This is a genomic window from Micromonospora sp. NPDC049679 (assembly GCF_040659735.1).
Taxonomy (GTDB): domain Bacteria; phylum Actinomycetota; class Actinomycetes; order Mycobacteriales; family Micromonosporaceae; genus Micromonospora_I.
Window position 1 is genome coordinate 227288 of sequence record NZ_JBFANZ010000003.1, and the last position, 20798, is coordinate 248085.

Annotated in this window: 17 protein-coding genes and 1 pseudogene; 7 read left to right on the top strand and 11 right to left on the bottom strand. The window is 70.8% G+C overall.

From position 1 onward, the window contains the following. The first annotated feature begins 13 nt into the window (after positions 1 to 13). Positions 14 to 487: a hypothetical protein gene (locus tag AB0J06_RS03950; protein WP_357424296.1), complete on the top strand. Its 474-nt coding sequence runs from the start codon at positions 14 to 16 to the stop codon at positions 485 to 487. Between the two features lie 150 nt (positions 488 to 637). Here the strand turns inward: AB0J06_RS03950 and AB0J06_RS03955 are convergent, their stop codons facing one another. The 4 genes from AB0J06_RS03955 to AB0J06_RS03970 all read right to left on the bottom strand — a co-directional run bounded on the left by AB0J06_RS03955 (position 638) and on the right by AB0J06_RS03970 (position 5317). Continuing rightward, positions 638 to 1351 carry an alpha/beta hydrolase gene (locus AB0J06_RS03955; RefSeq protein ID WP_357424298.1) on the bottom strand — a complete coding sequence of 238 codons (714 nt, stop codon included), beginning with the start codon at positions 1349 to 1351 and terminating at the stop codon, positions 638 to 640. Continuing rightward, a complete protein-coding gene (fdhA, locus tag AB0J06_RS03960) occupies positions 1348 to 2571 on the bottom strand; it encodes a formaldehyde dehydrogenase, glutathione-independent (RefSeq protein WP_357424301.1) in 1224 nt (407 codons plus the stop codon). Before fdhA ends, AB0J06_RS03955 begins: the two co-directional genes overlap by 4 nt. Before the next feature lie 267 nt (positions 2572 to 2838). Next, positions 2839 to 4104 (bottom strand): MFS transporter, encoded by a 1266-nt coding sequence (locus AB0J06_RS03965; protein WP_357424303.1) that lies wholly within the window; start codon positions 4102 to 4104, stop codon positions 2839 to 2841. Between the two features lie 169 nt (positions 4105 to 4273). Further along, on the bottom strand, positions 4274 to 5317 hold the full coding sequence (locus AB0J06_RS03970; RefSeq protein WP_357424305.1) for a nitronate monooxygenase: 1044 nt from the start codon (positions 5315 to 5317) through the stop codon (positions 4274 to 4276). A gap of 325 nt (positions 5318 to 5642) precedes the next feature. On the opposite strand from AB0J06_RS03970, the gene AB0J06_RS03975 reads away from it, so the two are divergent. Continuing rightward, the gene (locus AB0J06_RS03975; protein WP_357424308.1) at positions 5643 to 6218 is read left to right on the top strand and encodes a CHRD domain-containing protein; all 576 of its coding nucleotides are present in this window, start codon (positions 5643 to 5645) and stop codon (positions 6216 to 6218) included. A 60-nt stretch (positions 6219 to 6278) separates the two neighbouring features. Here the strand turns inward: AB0J06_RS03975 and pulA are convergent, their stop codons facing one another. Further along, complete coding sequence (gene pulA / locus AB0J06_RS03980) at positions 6279 to 11765, bottom strand: pullulanase-type alpha-1,6-glucosidase (RefSeq protein ID WP_357424310.1); 5487 nt, start codon at positions 11763 to 11765, stop codon at positions 6279 to 6281. A gap of 206 nt (positions 11766 to 11971) precedes the next feature. On the opposite strand from pulA, the gene AB0J06_RS03985 reads away from it, so the two are divergent. Further along, positions 11972 to 12463, top strand: coding sequence for an FBP domain-containing protein (locus AB0J06_RS03985; protein ID WP_357424312.1), 492 nt, complete (start codon positions 11972 to 11974; stop codon positions 12461 to 12463). A gap of 19 nt (positions 12464 to 12482) precedes the next feature. Here the strand turns inward: AB0J06_RS03985 and AB0J06_RS03990 are convergent, their stop codons facing one another. Beyond that, positions 12483 to 12872 (bottom strand): hypothetical protein, encoded by a 390-nt coding sequence (locus AB0J06_RS03990; RefSeq protein ID WP_357424314.1) that lies wholly within the window; start codon positions 12870 to 12872, stop codon positions 12483 to 12485. A gap of 38 nt (positions 12873 to 12910) precedes the next feature. Beyond that, positions 12911 to 13573, bottom strand: a complete 663-nt coding sequence (locus tag AB0J06_RS03995) for a hypothetical protein (RefSeq protein WP_357424316.1) — start codon at positions 13571 to 13573, stop codon at positions 12911 to 12913. 17 nt (positions 13574 to 13590) lie between these two features. Here AB0J06_RS03995 and AB0J06_RS04000 point away from each other — a divergent pair, with 17 nt between their 5' ends. Continuing rightward, positions 13591 to 13749, top strand: a complete 159-nt coding sequence (locus AB0J06_RS04000) for a hypothetical protein (protein ID WP_357424318.1) — start codon at positions 13591 to 13593, stop codon at positions 13747 to 13749. Here AB0J06_RS04000 and AB0J06_RS04005 read toward each other — a convergent pair. Then, positions 13746 to 13942, bottom strand: a pseudogene (locus AB0J06_RS04005) (hypothetical protein). The gene AB0J06_RS04000 and the pseudogene AB0J06_RS04005 overlap by 4 nt on opposite strands. A gap of 162 nt (positions 13943 to 14104) precedes the next feature. On the opposite strand from AB0J06_RS04005, the gene AB0J06_RS04010 reads away from it, so the two are divergent. Together AB0J06_RS04010 and AB0J06_RS04015 are read left to right on the top strand one after the other, a co-directional pair. Continuing rightward, on the top strand, positions 14105 to 16960 hold the full coding sequence (locus AB0J06_RS04010) for an aconitate hydratase (RefSeq protein WP_357424321.1): 2856 nt from the start codon (positions 14105 to 14107) through the stop codon (positions 16958 to 16960). Positions 16961 to 17074: 114 nt separating this feature from the next. Further along, positions 17075 to 17320, top strand: coding sequence for a DUF2630 family protein (locus tag AB0J06_RS04015; protein WP_357424323.1), 246 nt, complete (start codon positions 17075 to 17077; stop codon positions 17318 to 17320). 5 nt (positions 17321 to 17325) lie between these two features. Here the strand turns inward: AB0J06_RS04015 and AB0J06_RS04020 are convergent, their stop codons facing one another. The 3 genes from AB0J06_RS04020 to AB0J06_RS04030 form a co-directional block, all read right to left on the bottom strand. After that, positions 17326 to 18261, bottom strand: a complete 936-nt coding sequence (locus AB0J06_RS04020) for an RIO1 family regulatory kinase/ATPase (RefSeq protein ID WP_357424325.1) — start codon at positions 18259 to 18261, stop codon at positions 17326 to 17328. A 257-nt stretch (positions 18262 to 18518) separates the two neighbouring features. Next, on the bottom strand, positions 18519 to 19163 hold the full coding sequence (locus AB0J06_RS04025) for an HAD family hydrolase (protein WP_357424327.1): 645 nt from the start codon (positions 19161 to 19163) through the stop codon (positions 18519 to 18521). A gap of 57 nt (positions 19164 to 19220) precedes the next feature. Beyond that, positions 19221 to 20087, bottom strand: coding sequence for a carbon-nitrogen hydrolase family protein (locus tag AB0J06_RS04030; protein WP_357424329.1), 867 nt, complete (start codon positions 20085 to 20087; stop codon positions 19221 to 19223). Between the two features lie 79 nt (positions 20088 to 20166). Here AB0J06_RS04030 and AB0J06_RS04035 point away from each other — a divergent pair, with 79 nt between their 5' ends. Next, entirely contained in the window at positions 20167 to 20751 is a 585-nt protein-coding gene (locus AB0J06_RS04035; RefSeq protein ID WP_357424331.1) for a helix-turn-helix domain-containing protein, read from the top strand. Positions 20752 to 20798 lie beyond the last annotated feature (47 nt).

A 20798-nucleotide genomic window follows, 5' to 3' on the forward strand; every position in this document is an offset into this window, starting at 1 on the left:
TGGAGGGGGCGGCATGCCGCGCATCGGGGTCACCGGTCACGTGGCGCTCGCCGACGGCACGGCACAGCTGGTCTACGAGTGCCTGACCCGGCAGCTACGCGGCTATCCGGGCGCTGAGCTGCAGGGCATCACCTGCCTCGCCGAGGGCTCCGATCAGCTTTTCGCGCGCGCGGTGCTCGCGGCGCAGGGCACGTACGAGGTGGTGCTCCCGGCCGCCGACTACCGGGAACGGGTCATCGACCGGAACGCGTTCGATGAGCTGGTCCGACGCGCCTCAGCGGTGTCGTACATGCCGTTCGCTCACTCGGACCGCGACGCCTACCTCGCCGCGAGTCAGGAGCTGCTGCGGCGCAGCGAACTGCTGCTGGCGGTCTGGGACGGCAATCCGTCCACAGTGCGCGGTGACACCGCCGACGTGGTGCGCACCGCGCGCGCCTGGGGCGTGCCGGTGACCGTGCTCTGGCCGACCGGCGCCCGTCGCGGCTGAGCCCGGACGTCGGCGGCCCGGCGCACGGCAGGGCTCTCCGGTCGCACCACACCCGGCGTATTCCCCGGTGCGCGCGGTCGAAGAGCCCTGCCTGCACTCACGCCCGACTGAGGAGCGGTCACCCCCGGGGGTGCCTCCTCCCTACCGAGCTCAGTCGGCTTGTGCCGGCGCGGCGGTCACCTCGGCGCAGGCTGCGACGATCGCGGCCAGCTCACCTGGGCGGGACAGGAACGGCGAGTGCCCGGCATCGATGTGCACCACGCGGGTAGCCCGACCGGTCGCCATCCCCTCCTGCACGAACTGCGGAAGCTCCGGGTCACGGTCGGCGACCACGTACGTCGAGGGGATCGTCTCCCACGCCGCCGCCGACAGCGGCTGCCGGCACGAGCTCAGCGACTGCGGCTGCAGCTGGGGCACCGCCGCGGCGGCCACCGCCGGGTCACAGTCGCTGTAGAAGACCTCCTCCGGCCGGTCCGCCGTCATCCAGGTGCCGTCCTCGGACGGCCGCCACCACGACGGCGGTTCCCCACCGGCCGCCTCGATGAGGCTCACCCCGGCGTCGAGCATGAAAGCGCAGACGTACACCAGGTGGACCACGTCCTGACGCCCGGCGGCGGCCTGGGTCACCGGCAGTCCGCCGTAGGAGTGTCCCAACAGGATCTTCGGGCCACCGACGGCGTCGAGCACGGCGGTCAGCGCGGCCACGTCGGCGTCCAGGTCACCGAGCGCGGTCACGTCCGGACCGGAGCTGGGCAGGTCCACGGTGGCGACGGGCAGCCCGTGCGCCTCCAGGGCAGGGATCAGCTCGCCCCAGCACCAGGAGCCGTGCCAGGCACCGTGTACGAGGACCACGGTCGGGTTCATCGGATAGCTCCCGTCATACCGTGCGGGTCGATGACGTACTTGCGGGCGACGCCGGAGTCGAACTCGGCGTAGCCCGTCGGGGCGTCGTCCAGGCTGATCGCGGTGGCGTTGACGGCCTTCGCGATCTGCACCTTGTCGCGCAGGATCGCCTGCATCAGGCCGTAGTGGTAACGCATGACCGGGCACTGACCGGTGGTGAACGACAGCGACTTGGCCCAGCCCGTACCCAGGCTCAGCGACAGCGATCCGACCTTGGCGGATTCGTCCACACCGCCCGGGTCGCCGGTCACGTACAGGCCGGGGATGCCGATGGACCCGCCGGCGGCGGTCACCGTCATCAGCGAGTTCAGTACCGTGGCCGGCGCCTCCTGCGCCGCACCGGCACCGTGGCCGCGCGCCTCGAAGCCGACGGCGTCGACGGCGGCGTCGACCTCGGGCACGCCGAGGATATGCGCGATCTGGTCCTGCGGGTCGCCCTGGGACACGTCGACGGTCTCGCAGCCGAAGGAGCGGGCCTGGGCCAGCCGATCGGCGTTGAGGTCAGCGACGATGACCACGGCCGCGCCCAGCAGTTGCGCGGAGACCGCGGCCGCGAGTCCGACCGGACCGGCACCGGCGATGTAGACCGTCGAGCCCGGTCGGACACCGGCGGTGACCGCACCGTGGTAGCCGGTCGGGAAGATGTCCGAGAGCATGGTCAGGTCGAGGATCTTCGCGAGGGCCTGGTCCCGGTCCGGGAAGCGCAGCAGGTTCCAGTCGGCGTACGGGACCATCACGTACTCCGCCTGGCCGCCGACCCAGCCGCCCATGTCGACGTAGCCGTAGGCCGACCCGGGCCGGTCGGGGTTCACGTTGAGGCAGATGCCGGTCTTGCCCTCCTTGCAGTTCCGGCACCGCCCGCAGGCGATGTTGAACGGCACCGAGCAGATGTCGCCGACCTTGATGAACTCGACGCCGGGACCGGTCTCCACGACCTCACCGGTGATCTCGTGGCCGAGTACCAGCCCGTGCGGGGCGGTGGTGCGGCCACGGACCATGTGCTGGTCGCTGCCGCAGATGTTCGTCGTGACGACCTTCAGGATCACCCCGTGCGGGCACTCCCGGCCCACGTTCGCCGGGTGCACCCCCGGACCATCGCGCAGGACGAGCCCCGGGTAGTCGAGGTCGGTGACCTCGACCCGACCGGGACCCTGGTACGTGACGCCGCGGTTGTCTGCCATGGACGCGGGACCTCCCTCTCGGTGTGTGGTCGCTGGCGCACGGCGCAGCGGCCGCAGGACCGCGTACGCGCTGTGTGCGCCAGATCACGGTAGACAGATCACCGCCGCGTTTCCCCGGGCGTCAGACCCGGTACGCCTGATGCGATCCGGAGGGTCCGACCGGGACATCTGACGTAGGTCGTCGCTCGTCGGCCCGTACGGCAGCCCGCCCCGGACAGTCAGATGGATCGGCGGGGAAACGTCGGGTCGATCCGCCGCGACCGCGTTTCACGCACCCACCTCACGAACCGTGGTTGCCGGCGCCGGCTCCTCGTCTTGATGGGCGATCCGGGTCAACTCCCGCCAGAGCAGGACGACGAAGAGCGCTGACCCGGCGAAGGCGAACCAGAACGGCGCGGTCACGCCGAGACGCGTGGCGAGCGCGCCACCGATGGCTGAGCCCGCGACGAGACCACCGTAGACGGCGATCGCGTTCACGCTGCCGACCCGCCCCTGCAACCCGGAGGGCACGGCCCGCTGCCTTACGGTCATCGACGTGGTGCCCCAGATGAAGGCGTGGGCGCCGAAGACAAAGAAGGTCAGCGATGCGATCCACGGTGAGGTCGTCACGGCCAGGGCGAGGTGGGTGAGCGTTTCGATCACGAGCCCGACGCGCATCACGTTGCCGAGGCTTACCCGCCGGGTGATCCATCCGTAGAGGGCCGTGCCGAGCAGACCGCCAACCGCGGAGGCGGTGGTGAGCAGGCCGAAGCCGACCGCGCCCATGCCGAGCCGCTCGCTGGCGTAGAGGACCAGGACCGACCAGGCCGCTCCGAAGGTGACGTTGAAGATGAGGATGGTCAGGACCAGGGTGCGCACCGCTGGGTGGTGCAGCGTCCACCGGAAACCTTCCGCGATGTCCCGCCGGAGGTTGCTCGTGCTGTCCGGGTCGCGGCCGTGCCGGGGTAGGACGATCCGTGACGCCAGCATCACGCCCAGGGTGACGAGGATGGCCTCGGTCAGGAATGGCCAGGCGGTGCCCGCTGCGAAGAGGGCCGCGCCGATCGGCGGCCCGATCAACTGGTTGAGCGTGATGAAGCCGGTCTGCAACCGGGCGTTCGCGATGGCGAGATCGTCGCGCGCGACGAGCATCGGCGCGAGCGTCGCGGCGGCGTTGTCGGCGAAAACCTCGGCGGTCGCGAGCAGCCCCAGCGCCACGAGCGCCGAGATGATCGAAACGTTGCCGGTGAGCATCGTGACGACCAGGACGCCCAGCACCACGGCGCGGGCCACGTTTGCGGCGATCACGATGAGACGACGGTCGAGACGGTCGGAGAGGACGCCGGCATACAGGCCGAACACGAGGGGTGGCGCCCAGCGCAGCAGAGCGGCGAGCGCGATCAGGAAGGCGTTGTCGGTCAACGAGGCCACCAGCAAGGGACCGGCGGCGATGGCGATGCCGTCGCCGAGATTGGACGCCCAGGACGATGCCAGCAGCCGGCGGTAACTGACGCCGAGCCGTGCAGGGACGAAAGTCTCCACGAGTCGGCTCACAAGGAGGGCAGGCTAAACGCATCGTCAGTGAATGTCACGCGTGGATGATGCCGGCCCCGGCGAGGATCGCGTACCGCTTGTCCACCAGCCCTCCCCGAGGGCGCGTCCGGGGGGCTTCGTCCTTGGTCATCTACGAGCGCGGCCGCTGGCGGGCGGGAAGCGACGCCGGTCAGGCAAGCTCCGCGCCGAGGGTGGTGACCAGCTCGGCGGCCGGCATCGGTCGGATCGCCTGCCACCCCTCCCCCGCCCAGAGGTGCAGCGCGTCGGCGTCACCCCGCGCGGCCGCCGCGACACGCAGCGGCCGGGTCAGGTGGTGCACCCACGGGTACGCCGCCGGCGCGCCGGCGGTGTGCGAGCGCAGGAACCCGTTGACCAGGCTGCGGGCGGTGCGCCCGGTGAACGCCCGGGTGAACGCGGTCACCGAGAACCGCGGGTCGAGCAGCGCGCGGCGATGGGTCTCGCTGGTGCCGGCCTCCGGGCAGCAGAGGAACGCCGTGCCGAGCTGCGCTGCCACCGCCCCGGCGGCGAGCACCGCCGCGATGTCGTCGCGGGTCATCAGCCCGCCGGCAGCGATCAACGGCAGCGGTACGGCCGGCGCGAGCTCGGCGAGCAGCGTCGCCAACGGCCGGGCGGCAGCACCGAGCGGCACGTCCGGATCGTCGTGGAAGCTGCCCTGGTGGCCGCCCGCCTCGGCGCCCTGCACGACCAGCGCGTCGGCTCCGGCCCGTTGCGCCTGCACCGCCTCGGCGGGACTCGTCACCGTCACCGCGACCACGGTGTCGACCTCCCGCAGCCGCTCGACGTCCGCCGTCGAGGGGCAGCCGAAGGTGAAGCTGATCAGCGGCACTCGCTCCGCGACCAGCAGCTCCAGCTTCGCGGCGTACTCGTCATCCTCCCAGTGCGGCTCGCCGAGGGCGACGCCGAGCCGCGTCGCGACCGGTTCCAGGGCGGGGGCGTACGCGTCGAGGGCAGGGCGGTCGACCGACGGGTCGCCCGGGACGAAGAGGTTGACCCCGAAGGGCCGATCGGTGAGTGTGCGCACCTGGGTGATCTGGGCACGGAGCTGGTCGGCGGTGCGGTAGCCGGCGGCGAGAAAGCCCAACCCACCTGCCTCGCCGACGGCGGCGACCAGCATCGCGGTCGACGGTCCGCCGGCCATCGGCGCGGCGATGACGGGTAGCGGGACACCGAGGCGGACGAGCAGACCGGTCATGTGCCCAGTCTGCCCCGGCACCCGGTACCGCGCGGACACGCCGGGCGAACAACGCGCGATCAACACGGGCGGCGAGGGGAGCCCGCGCAGCGCATCGCGCGAGAAAGACCTTGTGGGGCAACAGAATCGGCCGTACGACGAACGCCCGCCAGCCAGCCTCGGGCCTTTCCACGCCAGCGGGACGGACACGAGCATGTTTCGGCCGACTTGCCGAAGCGAACGCGATGTCCCGGCGCGGGAGCCGATTGAATAGCACGTGTCGTGGGGCGAAAGGGGCGTAACGATTATGACGAAGCAGCAAGGGCTACGGGCACTGGCGATCGCGATGAGCGGCGCGCTGGCGGGTGTGGTCCTGGGGGCTCCGAGCGTCGCGATGGCGGACGAGGCACCGGTCGATCGGGGCATGGTCAACGACCAGACCGACGAAAAAGGCGAGCACCGCATCCAGAAGGCGAAGGCGGCGCTCAGCGGGAGCCAGGAAGACCCGCTGGTCATCGCGACTCCCGGGGAGGGCAAGTTCTGGGCGAAGATCAACGAGGAGAAAGAGGAAATCGAGTACAAGCTCAGCTACGAAGATCTCCCAACCGACGTGGCGGCGGCGCACATCCACTTCGGAGGCAAGGCGCAGAGCGGCGGGATCATCGCCTTCCTCTGCTCGAACGGCGGCAACGCGAACAGCGCCTCGGCCGATGTGCCGGAGTGTCCGCCGGGCGACGGCGAGGTCAACGGAGTTCTCACGCCGGAGCGCGTGATCGGTCCCGAGGCGCAGGGGATCAATCCCGGCGAGTTCGAAAAGCTCGTCGAGGCGATCAAAGACGGCGTGGCGTACGTGAACGTGCACACGGAGCAGTATCCGAACGGCGAGATCAGGGGCCAGGTGAAGCTGAAGGAGCGCCGCTGACCGAACCGGGACGTGCTTCCGGCGCTGCCCTCTGGGGGCAGCGCCGGACCGTCCGTCGCGTTACTTCTGTACGAAGACCGCCACGCTCCGTGCCGGCACGGTGAGGGTGCCGGTCGCGCCGTCGAACCCGGCCGTACGCAGCAGCGGGTCGGCTGACTGCGCCAGCACCGGGTGCAGCGCCACATTCGCGCCGCGCAGCCCGCTCACCGTCTGGGTCGCCGTCGACGGCGTGGCGTTGAAGACCACCGTCACCGACTTCCACTGCTTGTCCAGGCCGGCGCCGTCGAGCCGCATGGTGAGCACGCCGGGCGTCTCCCCCGCGCCCGAGAGCGGGAAGGAGACCCGCTGCTGCACCTCCGCCGCGGTGCCGAGGCCGAAGACCGGCGACGAGGCACGGATCCGCAGCAGCTCGGCGTAACGGGCATCGGTCAGGTTGATCGCCGCGCAGTCCGGCACGAGCGCCGGATTGGCGAGCAGCGGCTTCGCGTACGGCCATTTCTCCTGGTTGTCGGCGGCCGGCGGTAGCCCGGCGCCGAAGCCGTTACCGGCCTTGCAGTCCCAGCGGATCTGGTTGAACCAGTCACCGGAGTTGAACGAGTTGCGGTCCAGCGACTTGGAGCGCAGCCGCTCCGAGCCCGCGGTCACGAAGCCTGTCCCCTGCCCCATGAGGACGGTGGAGAGGGCGAGCACCTGCATCCGGGCCCGGTCGGTGACGGAGGTCGACGTGGGGAGCTTGTACGCGAGCGCGTCGTAGAGGATCTCGTTGTCGTGCGCGTCGACGTAGGTGACCGCCTCCCCCGGCGCGGCGGTGTATCCGGCGGGCGAGCCGTTGTAGTCGACCTGCGCACCCGTGACCGAAGCGCCGGACGAGTCGGTGAAGCGGTAGCCGGCCAGGTTGCCGGTCAGCCCCACCTTGATCTGGTCGTGCTGGTGCAGCAGCCGGGCCCGTTGGGTGGCCGCGTCGCCGTTGACGACGTCACCGTTCGGGTCGGTGAGCAGGCCGGAGGCGAAACCCTGCTGGCGCGGGTTGGCGTCGAAGGGGCCACCGCCGCGTACGGCGTCGCGGAGCCGGTCGTTGAAGGTGCCGATCCCGGTGCCGGCCATGTTGGCCTGGGTGGCCTGCTCGAAGCGGGCGTTGCCGGCGACCTCGCCGAAGTCCCAGCCCTCGCCGTAGAGCAGGATCGACTTCCCGTCGACGCCGTCGCGCTTGACCGTCAGCTTGTCGAGCGCCTTGCGGACCTCGACGATGTTGGCCTTCGGGTGGTGCCCCATCAGGTCGAAGCGGAACCCGTCGACCTTGTACGCCTTCGCCCATGTCACCAGCGAGTCAACCACCAGCTTGCCCATCATCGCGTGTTCCGGGGCGGTGTTGGCGCAGCAGGTCGAGGTGGCGACGGTGCCGTCGTCGAGGAGCCGGTGGTAGTAGCCGGGCACGATCTGGTCGAGCACGGACTTGGGGTCGGCGCCGGCGGCGGAGGTGTGGTTGTAGACCACGTCCATCACCACCCGCAGTCCAGCCTTGTTGACGCCGGCCACCATCTGCCGGAACTCGGTGGTGCGGGCGGCGCCGGCCGGGTCGACCGCGTACCCGCCCTCGGGCACGGTGTAGTGCAGCGGGTCGTACCCCCAGTTGTAGCCGTCGGAGTCCGCGACGGCGGTGACGCAGGCCTGCTGCTTGTCGGAGTCCGGCGGGAGCGCGGCCAGGTCGCAGCCGGGCTGCGCCTGGTCGGCCCGGCGTTCCGGGATCGTGGCGAAGTCGAACACCGGCAGCAGGTGCAGGTGGGTGACCCCGGCGCCGGCCAGCGACGTCAGGTGCCGCATGCCGGCGGTCCCGGCGTCGGTGAACGCCAGGTAGGTGCCGCGCTGCTGCGCCGGCACGGTCGTGTCGGCGATGGAGAAGTCGCGGACCGAGAGCTCCTGGATCTGGGTACGCGCGGCGGGCACCGCCGCCGGCTTGCGCAGCGCCGACCAGCCCGCCGGGGCGAGCGCCGGATCGGTCAGATCGACGATCTGGCTGTGCGTGGAGTCCGCGGCCAGGGCGAGTGAGTACGGGTCGGTGACGGCCGCGGTGACCATCTTCTGCGCCGCGGGCTGCCACGCCTCGACCTGGTAGCGGTAGTACTTCCCGCGCCACGACTTCGCTCCGCTCACCGACCAGACGCCGGTCGCGTCGTCGCGGCGCATCGCGACGCTCGTGGGGGCGGCCGTCGGGCTGTCGAAGAGCTGCAGGCTGACCGCGCGCGCGGTCGGCGCCCAGACGGCGAGTCTCGGTCGGCCGTCGGTGAAGGTCGGCCCGAGCCGCGTGGCCGCCGCGCCGGCGTAGACGTCGTCGAGCGCGCCGGGGAGCTGCACACCGGTGGCGGCGAGCAGGCTGCCCTCGTCGTCGCGTTCGGTGACCAGCACCTGGCCACGTAGCGCGTCCTTCACCGTGGCGAGGTCGCGGCGGTCGATGGTGAGCGTGCCGTAGCGCCACAGGTGCGGGAAGGCCGCGCGCTGCGTCTCGGTGAGCCCGTTGCGCTGCGCCGTGAGCCGGATCGAGGAGTACGTGCCGGTGAGCTTGCCGTCGGCGACGGTGAGCCCGCCGGCCGGCGCCCAGACCAGGTCGTACCGCTTGCCGTCGGTCGGGCCGGTCTGCCAGGCCACCGTCGCGCGGTCGATCCAGTGCGCCCGCTGCTTCGCGATGTCGAGGTCACCGCCGGCGGTCGCGGTGACCGGCAGCAGCCGTCCGGGGGTCGCGGCAAGCAGCCACGCCTCCCGGCCGGCGGTGGCGAAGTCGAGCCGCTGGTCGTCCGGCAGATCCTTGGTGTCGCCCTTGTGCAGGATGTAGTTGAGACCGGTGGCCCCGGCCGCCAGCGGCACCCGGAAGGTGACGCCGAAGGCGTCGCGGGTGGCCGGTGCGAGCGGCGCGGACCATTCGGTGGGGTTCGCCGCGCCGTCCCAGACGTGCAGGCCCCAGCCCGTGTAGTCGCCGTCGGCGCGCCGGTAGTGCAGCACCGCGGTGCTCGCGTCGACCGGCGGCGCGGGCTGCCCGGTGGCCGTCTCCCGGGTCGGATAGACCGCCGGATCTCCCTGCTTGAGCCAGACCTCGCCGGTCTTCGTCACGTCGACCGTCCGGTCGACCGCGACGTCCTTCGCGCCGGTCTTGTCGACCACGAGGAAACTGGCGGACTTCGCGCCCGGCTTGAGCTTCACCCAGGCGAAGCGCCCGTAGGCGTCCTCACCGGCGAACGGCTGCCCCGCCGGGAAGGTGGTCTGGTAGGCGGGGTCGATGTCGCCCCAGGTGTAGAGCCCCCAGTCGTCGTACGCCGGGTCGCCGCGCTGGTAGTGCACGACCAGCCAGTCGCGCGCGGCGCCCTGCGGCGGGGTACCCACCGTCGCGCCCGATTTCGCCGTCGCGGTCCGTCCCTTACTGTCGCGCACCACCGCCTTGTACTCGATCGGCGTGCCCGCCGACAAGCCGGTCAGGTCGTGGAACACCCGATAGGGTGCCCGGTCGGCCGTGCCGAGCAGGGTCCAGGCGCCGGTGCCGACCCGGGCGGCGACGGTGACGGTCGAGAGCGGGTCGCCCGCCACGTCGGCGACGACCTCGGCGCGGGTGGCGACCGGGGCGCCCGGGGCGGGCTGGGTGATCCGGATCGTCGGCGCGGCGGTCGGCTGGGGGATCTTGGTGCCGGCCCGGTAGACGACGGCCGACAGCGCCGGCACGGTGAGCGCGAGCTTGCCGTCGGCGGCGGCGGACGTGGCGGTGGAGCCGCCGTAGATGCCGCGGAAGGCGGAGCCGGCCGACCAGGTGTCGACGGTGACGCTCTGGGCGGTGGTGGCGTTGTTGACCGCTACGACGTACTCGACCCGGTCGCGCGGATCGATCCGGGAGAAGGCGAAGACGCCGGGGCCGTTCGCGGCGTGCCGGGTCACCTGGACACCGTCGCGCAGCGCGGGGTGCGTCTGGCGCAGCGCGCCGAGCTCGCCGATCGACCGGTAGAGCGGGTGCGTCGGGTCGAACTGGTCCGCGGCGTGGGTGCGGTCGGTGCCGAGCAGGTCGTCGTCGAGATAATCGGGGACCTTCGAGGCGAACATGTCCTGTCGCGCGTCCCGGTCGCCGCCGGCTCCCGTGAAGCCCTGCTCGTCGCCGGAGTAGACGACGGGCTGGCCCCGGGTCAGGAACATCAGCTCGTGGGCGAGGACGTCGCGGCGCAGGTGACTCGCCGGGTCGGTGCCGCCACCGGCGATGAAGGAGCCGATCCGGCCCATGTCGTGGTTGCCGAGGAAGGTGGGGAGCCGACCGGCGTCGGTGTCCCGGGCGGTGTAGAGGTCGTCGCGGGCGTAGAGGTCGGCGAGCGCCTTCGCGGAGCCACCCGCCGCGACGTAGCCGCGCGCCGCCTCCTGGAACGGGAAGTCGAGGGTGGCGGGGAGCTCGCCCTGTCGGACGTAGGTGGAGGTGAACTCGGGGTCGCCGCTGTAGACCTCGCCGAACATGAAGAAGTCGTTCTTGCCGGCCCTGCGCGCGGCCTGCCCGACGCCGCGGCTGAACTGCGGCCAGAAGTCGAGGTTGGCGTGCTTGACCGTGTCGATGCGGTAGCCGTCCACGCCGGTGGCGGCGATCCAGTCGGAAAAGATCTTCGTCATGCCCTTGACCACCTCGGGCCGCTCGGTCCAGAGGTCGTCGAGGCCGAAGAAGTCGCCGTACTCGCTGTTCTCGCCGGCGAAGGTGGAGTCACCGCGGTTGTGGTACATGGTCGGGTCGTTGAGCCATGCCGGGACCTTGACGTTCGCGTCGGCCGGGTTCGCGAAGACCGGGGTGTACGGGAAGGACTTCGCGTTGACCTTCGGGAACGCCCGGCTGCCGTCGGCGTAGTTGCGGTCCTCGAACGGCCGCCCCTGCGCGTCGCGGTAGGGCTTCGACGCCTTGTCCACGTAGGAGTACTGGTCCTCGGCGTACCGGATCACGTCCGCCGTGTGGTTCGTGATCACGTCGAGGTAGATCTTGATGCCCCGCTGGTGCGCGAGCTTCACCAGCTTCTTGAGCTCCTCTTTGGTGCCGAAGTGCGGGTCGACCTGGGTGAAGTCGGTGATCCAGTAGCCGTGGTAGCCGGCCGAGACATCGCTGCCGCTGCCCTGCACGGGGCGGTTCTTGAAGACCGGGGCGAGCCAGATCGCCGTGGTGCCGAGCCCCTGGATGTAGTCGAGTCGGTCCATGACCCCCTTGAGGTCACCGCCGTGGTAGAAGCCCTTGTCGGCCGGGTTGTGGCCGGTCCGCAGCGGGTCTCCGGTCAGCGCGCCGCGATCGTTGCCCGGGTCGCCGTTCGCGAAGCGGTCGGGCAGCACGAAGTAGAACTGTTCGCTGCGCCCCTTGCTCCCGGTGGCGGCGCTGGCCAGGCTGATGGCCGACGGTTCATCCTCCCACTGTGGAGTGCCGGACGCGGCGAGCGAGGCCGGCACGGGGTCGCCGTCGAGCTGCCGTACCGCGACCGGAACCCCGATCAGCGTGAGGGCGAGCAGCGCGATGACCGCGAGCAGGGGGGTGCGGGAGCGGGGGGAGGCTTCCATCGACGGCCTTTCCTCTGGTCGCTAGCTGGCCCGCACGCTAGCCCTTGCGGAAGCGTTCTGCAATACCTTGCAAACAAAGTCGTAACCCTCGCATCATCTTGCGCAACTCCGGGCGATCGTCGCGATATTCACGCGCGCCCGGGCCGGCGACCGGCATAGCATCCCGCGGGTCGTGCCTCGATAAGCCCTGTGGAAGTAGACGCCTGATGGAACGGATAACTGAACAAGAGATTCGACGCTCGATGGTCAACTGTTCGCGCGGCGAAGCCTCGAACATGACGCTTCCGAAAGACCTGGATCTGCTCGATTGGAAGAGCCGGGAATTCCTCGGCTGGCGCGACGCGAAGGCACCGCTGCGCGGCTACATCGTGCAGCGCAGGGACGGCAAGCCGGTGGGCATCGCGCTGCGCGCCGCCGACTCGGCGATGTCCCGCAGGCGGAGCGCGATGTGCCTACTCTGCCGGACCGTGCATCCGGCGGACACCATATCGATGTTCACCGCGAAGCTGACGGGACCACTCGGACGCAATGGCAACAGCGTCGGCACGTACATCTGCGCGGACCTCGCGTGCTCGCAGAACATCCGCACGAAAAAGCCGGGAGTGCCGCAACCCGATCAGGGACTCGCGATCGAGGAGAGAAGCGCCGGGCTGCACAGCCGGCTGAGCGCGTTCATCGACGACGTGCTCCGGGTCTAGCCGCCGGGCGGGACGAAGGTCAGCGGGTGTGGATGACCGTGCAGATCGCCGGCCCGCTCCCCGTCATCCGGAGCAGGTAGCGGAAGCGCTCGCCCTCGACCGCCCGCCCCTGGCTGTCCAGGTATTCCCACTCGACCGAAACCATCGTGAGCGCGGTCGACAGCAGCTGCACGTCCTCGATCCGGGCGTGCGCGGCGACCAGCTCCAGGTCCTGGTAGCCGGGGGCGGCCCCGATGAACGAGAGCGCCACGGCGGCCGGCGAGGCGAACGAGAAGCTGTACCCGTCGGCGACCACCATCCCGGGCAGCGCGTAGCAGCCGGTGATGGCGGGCAGGTCACCGGCGGTCAGCGCGGCGCCGTACCCGTCGAAGAAGTCGCTCAGCGTCTCTAGATCCGTCGAGGCGTTCACGGCGGCACAGTTTCCGGCTCGCCGTGACGGCAAACCTCCTAGCGTGCGGCGCCGGCATCCTCGGGGATCTCCACCGCGATCTCGCTGCCGAGCCGGACCCCCTCCGGCAGGTCCAGGTCGTCGCCGCTCCAGAACCGGCCGGGGTCGTACCAGTTGGGACGACGCCCCGCCGGGAGCAGCCCCATCGCCTCGTACGTCACCGCGACGACCTCGGCGCAGTACGCCGTCTCCAGGGCGGTGTCCCGTCCACCGTGTCCGATCGTCGGCACACGCCCCCGCAGCCACCGCCAGGCGAGCTGGGCGGTCGACGGGAACGGGGTGCCGTCCAGGCGGGCGATGGTGCGCAGCGCCGCGTTCTCCATCTCCCGGGTGACCGGCGGATCGAGCTGGCGCAGCCAGGCGCGCTGGCCGTACCGGTGGGCCCAGACGAGGACGGCCGAGCGCAGGTCGTGCAGTTGGACACCGCGTTGGTTGGTGCCGGACCAGAGGTCGGGCAGGGAGCGGCCGAGTTCGGCGTGCCACATCAGCGGGGGCATGTCGTCGATGACCACCGCCATGCCGACGTGGTTCACCGGGCTGTTGGTGGTGAATTGGATGGCGCGGTCCGGAACACTGTGTCCACGGAAGACCCAGACGTCGCCGGTGCGCGTCAGATCAATGGCCTCATCGAGGCTGATCACGTGTCCACGATCGCCAGTCACCGGTCTACCATAGGCAGATGCGCTGGTGGAAGGTACTCGGGCTGGCCGGTTTCGTTGGTGTCGCGGCGACCGGGGTGGTCATCGCGCGGGCGGAACGGCGACGCCGGGCGTACACCCCCGAGGAGATCCGCACGCGCCTGCGCGAGCGGATCGCGGAGACGCCCGCCGCCGACTAGTCGAGCTGAGCGAGAAACTCCAGCCGGTTGCCGTGCACGTCCTCCGTGTGGAAGCGGCGCATGCCCGGCAGCTCGTCGTTGCCCCAGGTCACCGGGCGGGACTCTTTTCGGTCATCCCGAGCACGCCGGCGTAGAAGGTTCGCAGGGCGTCCTCGGAGTGGCGCGGGCAGGCGAGCTGAACGTGATGGATCATGGGTGCACCTCCTCGTCCCAGAGCCTGGCACGGGGTTGCGCTCATAACAAGACGGACGTACGGTTTTGTTGGAGCATGACAATGGGCGGTAAGTCTTACCTAAGACGCGACGCGCGGTAACCGGTACGAAAGACTGCTCACCGACTATTCACGGTCGCTGGTGTGAAGGAGTACGACGTGGCGAGCCTCGACACCTTCGGTGCGAAGAGCCAGCTCCGCGTCAACGACGCGAGCTACGAGATTTTCAAGATCAGCAAGGTCGACGGTCAGGAACGCCTGCCGTACAGCCTGAAGATCCTGCTGGAGAACTTGCTGCGCACCGAGGACGGCGCGAACATCACCGCCGACCACATCCGGGCCCTCGGCGCATGGGATCCCACCGCGGACCCGAGCGTGGAGATCCAGTTCACCCCGGCCCGGGTGCTGATGCAGGACTTCACCGGCGTGCCCTGCGTGGTGGACCTGGCCACCATGCGTGAGGCGGTGCGCGACCTCGGCGGCGATGCCACCAAGGTCAACCCGCTCGCTCCGGCCGAGCTGGTCATCGACCACTCGGTCATCGCCGACCTCTTCGGCCGTGCCGACGCCTTCGAGCGCAACGTGGAGCTGGAGTACGAGCGCAACAAGGAGCGCTACCAGTTCCTGCGCTGGGGTCAGAGCGCGTTCAACGAGTTCAAGGTCGTGCCGCCGGGCACCGGCATCGTGCACCAGGTCAACATCGAATACCTGGCCCGCACGATCATGGAGCGCAACGGCCAGGCCTACCCCGACACCGTCGTCGGCACCGACTCGCACACCACCATGGTCAACGGCCTGGGCGTGCTCGGCTGGGGCGTCGGCGGCATCGAGGCCGAGGCCGCGATGCTCGGCCAGCCCGTCAGCATGCTCATCCCCCGCGTCGTCGGCTTCAAGCTCTCCGGCGAGATGCCGGCCGGCACCACCGCCACCGACCTGGTCCTGACCATCACCGAGATGCTGCGCAAGCACGGCGTGGTCGGCAAGTTCGTCGAGTTCTACGGCCCCGGCGTGGCCGCCGTACCGCTGGCCAACCGGGCCACCATCGGCAACATGTCCCCGGAGTACGGATCCACCGTCGCGATCTTCCCGATCGACGACGAGACCATCAAGTACCTGCGCCTCACCGGGCGCGACGGGCAGCAGGTCGCGCTCGTCGAGGCGTACGCCAAGGAGCAGGGCCTCTGGCACGACCCGGCCCGCGAGCCCAACTACTCCGAGCGGCTCGAACTCGACCTGTCGACGATCGAGCCCTCCCTGGCCGGCCCGAAGCGTCCGCAGGACCGGGTGCCGCTCGGCAACGCCAAGACGATGTTCCGCTCCGCGCTCAAGGACTACGTCGCCGACGACCAGACCGGCAGCTCCTCCGACGGGGAGGGTGGCGTCGCCACCAACCCGCCGTACGGGGTGGCCGGCCGCGCCGACGAGTCGAGCGCCGAGTCCTTCCCGGCCAGCGACCCGCCCGCGGCCGACTCCGCCAACGACCCCGGCGACCAGCCGCACGACCTGGTCAGCGCCGGTCAGGGCGGCGGCGGCCGGCCCGTCAAGCGGGTCCGGGTCACCGGCGAGGACGGCACGGAGTACGAGCTCGACCACGGCGCCGTGGTGATCGCCGCGATCACCTCCTGCACCAACACCTCCAACCCGCACGTCATGCTCGGCGCGGCGCTGCTCGCCCGCAACGCCGTCCAGCGGGGCCTGAACCGCAAGCCGTGGGTGAAGACCACGCTCGCGCCCGGCTCCAAGGTCGTCATGGACTACTACGAGCGGGCCGGCCTCACGCCCTACCTCGAGAAGCTCGGCTTCAACCTGGTCGGCTACGGCTGCACCACCTGCATCGGCAACTCGGGTCCGCTGCCCGAGGTGGTCTCCGCCGCGGTCAACGAACACGACCTGTCGGTCGTCTCGGTGCTCTCCGGCAACCGCAACTTCGAAGGCCGGATCAACCCCGACGTCAAGATGAACTACCTGGCGTCGCCGCCGCTGGTGGTGGCGTACGCCCTCGCCGGCACGATGGACATCGACCTCGCCAACGAGTCGCTCGGCACGGGCTCGGACGGCGAAGAGGTGTTCCTGCGCGACATCTGGCCGAACTCCGCGGAGATCGAGGAGGTGCTGACGAACGCGCTCAGCGCCACCGGCTTCGGGCAGGCCTACGCCGACGTCTTCGCCGGTGACGAGCGCTGGCAGTCGCTGCCCACCCCGACGGGCGACACGTTCGCCTGGGCGAACGACTCGACGTACGTGCGCAAGCCCCCGTACTTCGAGGGCATGGCGCGCGACCCGCGGCCGGTCACCGACATCTCGGGCGCGCGGGTGCTGGCCAAGCTGGGTGACTCGGTGACCACCGACCACATCTCGCCGGCCGGCTCCATCAAGGCCGACTCCCCCGCCGGCCGCTACCTCGCCGACCACGGCGTGCCGCGGCACGAGTTCAACTCGTACGGCTCGCGACGCGGCAACCACGAGGTGATGATCCGCGGCACCTTCGCCAACATCCGGCTCCGCAACCAGCTGGTGCCCGGCGTCGAGGGCGGCTTCACGGTCAACCACCTCACGGGCGAGCAGACCAGCATCTACGAAGCCTCGGAGGCCTACGCCGAGGCCGGCGTGCCGCTGGTGATCCTCGCCGGCGCCGAGTACGGCTCGGGTTCGTCGCGTGACTGGGCGGCGAAGGGCACCATGCTGCTCGGTGTACGCGCGGTGATCGCCGAGTCGTACGAGCGGATCCACCGCTCCAACCTGATCGGCATGGGCGTGCTGCCCCTGCAGTTCCCGAAGGAGCAGAACGCCGAGTCGCTCGGGCTCACCGGCACCGAGACGTTCACCGTCACGGGGGTGGAGGCGCTCAACGAGGGTGCGACCCCGCGCACGGTGAAGGTCACCACGGACACCGGTATCGAGTTCGACGCGGTCGTCCGGATCGACACGCCGGGCGAGGCCGACTACTACCGGCACGGCGGCATCCTGCAGTACGTGCTCCGCAAGATGCTGGAGAGCTGATCGAGTAACGAAGGGCCCGGTTCCCCGCTATGCGGCGGCACCGGGCCCTTCGCCGTATCCCCCACCGCCGGCGGAAGCGGGGCAGCCGGAGCGGCGCTGTGTCAGGCTCGGACCATGGACGATGCGACTGTTCTGGGGCGGATCCACGAGCTGGTCGACGAGGAGCACCGCCTGCGGGGGCAGCTGACCGCCGGTGAGGTTTCGTCGGAGGAGGAGCAGGCCCGGCTGCGCGAGCTGGAGGAGTCCCTCGACCAGTGCTGGGACCTGCTGCGCCGCCGGCGCGCGGCCCGGCAGTCGGGTGACGATCCGGACCGCGTCCAGCCGCACAGCAAGCCGCAGGTCGAGGGCTACCTCCAGTAGGGCCGTCAGCGCACCCGCGCCTCCCCGAGCAGCCGGTCGGTGAGCGTCACCGGATCGGCCTGCTCCGCCGGCAGCCCCCGGGCGGCGAACCAGGTCGACACCACCCGGACGTCGCGGGCGAGAAAATCACGGCCCTGCGGGTTGGCGACCACGTCGACGACCTGCGGTAGGTCGATGAGGACCAGCTGCCCCTGGTGCACCAGCAGGTTGTACGGCGACAGGTCGCCGTGGGCGAGTCCGGCGCGTGCCAGCACCACCAGCGCGTCGACGAGTTGGCCCCAGAGACGGTGCAGCTCGGCGGCCTCCGGGCGGAGCTGCGCCAGCCGCGGCGCCGCCTGCCCGGCCTCGGCGTCGCCGACGAACTGCAGCATCAGCTCGGTGCCGCGCAGCTGCACCGGGTAGGGCACCGCGACACTGCCCACCTCCACGCTGACCTGCCAGAGCCGGGAGAGCGCGGCGAACTCGGCGGCGGCCCACTGACCGGCGATCATCTGCCGCCCGAAGGCCGTACGCCCGGCCATGGCCCGGTTTTCCCGCGACCGGCGCACCCGGCGCCCTTCGAGGTAACCGGCGTCGCGGTGGAAGAGCCGGTGGTCGGGGTCGCGGTACCGCTTCGCGGCGAGCAGGCAGGAACGGTCGGTCCCCGGTACCCCGCGGCGCACCAGATGGACGTCGGCCTCTTTACCGGTCTTCAGCATGCCGAGTTCGGTGTCGACGGCGGCGAGTTCGGTCACCAGCCAGTCGGGATGCGGCTCCGGTCCGTGCTCCGCGTCGTCCCAGGTGGACCAGCGGTCGCCGGTCTCCGGCTCGTCGGTGTCGGCGTTGGTGTCGAAGGCGGCCGGCGTCGGGCGGTGGGACCGCTTCAGGAATCGCGGTTCGTCGTCGTCGAAGTCGCGGGTGCGGCGCTGGCGCGCCGGTGGAACAGAGTCGTGCTCTCGCACAGCGGGATCTCCCTGGTCGGCGTGGAAGAGGACAGCGGGAAGCCAGCGACAAACGCAGCCATTGCTTCCTCCTTCCGCTCGACCGGGCCATGCCGGTGTGGTCGTGGGGCAGTCTCACCCGTCGGCGCCCGGCCGTCAACCGACTATTCGCGCGTTGATCATGGCCATACGCGCCATCCACCTGTCCGAATGGTCGCGTGTATCCCCATGATCAACGCGGCAGGGCCGGACGGGACGGGCGGGGCGGTTTCGGTGAGTCAGGCGGCGAGCACCGTGGCGATCGCGGGGATGAGACCCTCGCTGGTACGCGTCGGGGCGAAGCGCGACTCCATCCAGCTGCGCCCACGGTGCAGCCACACGCTGGGCAGCCCCATCGCCGCCGCGCCACCGATGTCGGCCTCGGGGCTGTCGCCGATGATCCAGGCGCCGTTGAGCCGCATCCGGACGCGCTCCGCGGCAAGCGCGAAGATGCGTGGGTTTGGCTTGCTGACCCCCGCCTCCTCCGAGATGACCCAGTCGGCGACGTAGCGGTCCAGGCCGGTGCGACGGATCTTCGCGTCCTGCTGCCGGATCGCCCCGTTGCTCACCACGACCGGCACCCAGCCGGCGTCACCCGCGATCCGCAACGCGCAGGCGACCAGTGGGTCGAGCCGGGTGTGCTCCACGACGCCGTCGTGCAGCGCCTCAACGAGGTCGATGGACGAGATCCGCAGGCGGTAGCGGTCGCGGATCGCGTCCGCCACGTCCCACCGGTCGGTCAGACCATCAGCATCTACGGAGAGTAGCCATTCAATGTCATCGAGTGGAGCACCGATAGTGGCCAGAAAATCCGTTCCCCAAGCGCGAAACGGCCCCACCCGGTCGAGAAGGGTGTTGTCGAGATTGAGGAGCAGGAGCGGCACTCGGGCACCCTACGTGACGGGCGCCTCGCCACAACAGACCCGTCGTGTTAACAAAAATTAGCCCGTCAGCGCGGTTCGGGCCGTTCCCTGGTGGGCGAGGCGGTCGGCGAGCATGCTGTGCGCGGCCCGGGTCGCGCCGAGTTCCGTCGGGTCGAGTACGGCCACCACGACCGACTCCCCCTCGTTGGGGCCGCGCCCGAGCGGGCGTCCCTCGGGGTCGTAGACCGCGGCGCCGCCGTTGAACCGCCACGGCGACTCGCCGCCGACGGCGTTGGCGAAGACGACGTACATGGTGTTGTCGAGCGCGCGCGCCGCATAGTAGAGGTCGCGCCGGTGCTCTGATCCGGCGATGTAGCCGCTCGGGCAGAGGTAGCCGTGCGCGCCCGCGGCGGCGGCGGCGCGGCCATGCTCGGGGAAGCAGGCGTCGTAGCAGACGCCCAGGCCCAGCACCCAACCGTCGACGAGCAGGCTCGCCCCGCGCTCGCCGGGCGTGAAGAGTTCGTTCTCGTCCGGCCCCCACAGATGCTGCTTGTCGTAGCCGGCGGTGACCGTGCCGGCCCGGTCGACGACGAGCGAGGCGCAGCTCCGACGGCCGTCGTGGTGTCGCACCGCGGCACCGACCACGATCACCACGCCGCGCTCGCGCGCCGCACTGCGCAGCGGATCGAGCCGGGCGTCGTCGATCCGGCGGGCCTCGTCGGCGGCGAGGTGGGTGCCCTCGGGGTCCGCGCGCAGCGCCGGCGGATGGTAGGCCGGCAGAAAGAGCTCCGGGAGTACGGCCACGGTGGCGCCCGCGTCGGCGGCCTGGCGGACGAGGCGGGCGGCGGTCGCGGCGTTGCCGGCCACATCGCCGGGGACCGGCTCGGCCTGCACGGCGGCGACGGTCAGCGGTTGGGCGGGGAACGCGTCATCAGCTGGGGACACAGCTGGATGTTAGCGGTCTCAACTCACCAAGCCGTACGTACGGATTGCATCGCCCGCCGCCACCTGACACGATCGACTCATGCCCCGGGTAAGCCAGGATCAACTCGACGCGCGCCGCCACGAGATTCTCGCGGCGGCGCGGGCCTGCTTCTCCCGGCACGGCTACGAGGGCGCGACGGTTCGCCGCTTGGAGGACGCCACCGGGCTGTCCCGCGGGGCCATCTTCCACCACTTCCGCGACAAGGACTCTCTCTTCCTCGCCGTCGCCGAGGACGACGCGGCCGCGATGGTCGAGACGGTGGCGCGCAACGGTCTGGTGCAGGTGATGCGCGACCTGCTCGAGCGCGCCAAGTCCCCGGACACGACGGGGTGGCTCGGCACGCAACTGGAGGTGTCGCGGCGGCTCCGCACCGATCCGGCCTTCGCGAAGCGCTGGGCGGAACGCTCGGCGGCCATCGCGGAGGCGACCCGGGAGCGACTGATGCGCCAGCGCGACGCCGGGGTGCTGCGCGAGGACATCCCCCTCGATGTGCTGACGCGCTTTCTGGAGCTCGCCTACGACGGCCTCGTGCTGCACCTCGCCATGGGCCGCCCGGCGGGCGACCTCGGCCCGGTCCTCGACCTGGTCGAGGAGGCGGTGCGCCGCCGCCCCACGAAAAGCTGATCTTCGCGGCGATCCCGACGGCCGCGCCGCGACGATCTTTGCCGAGC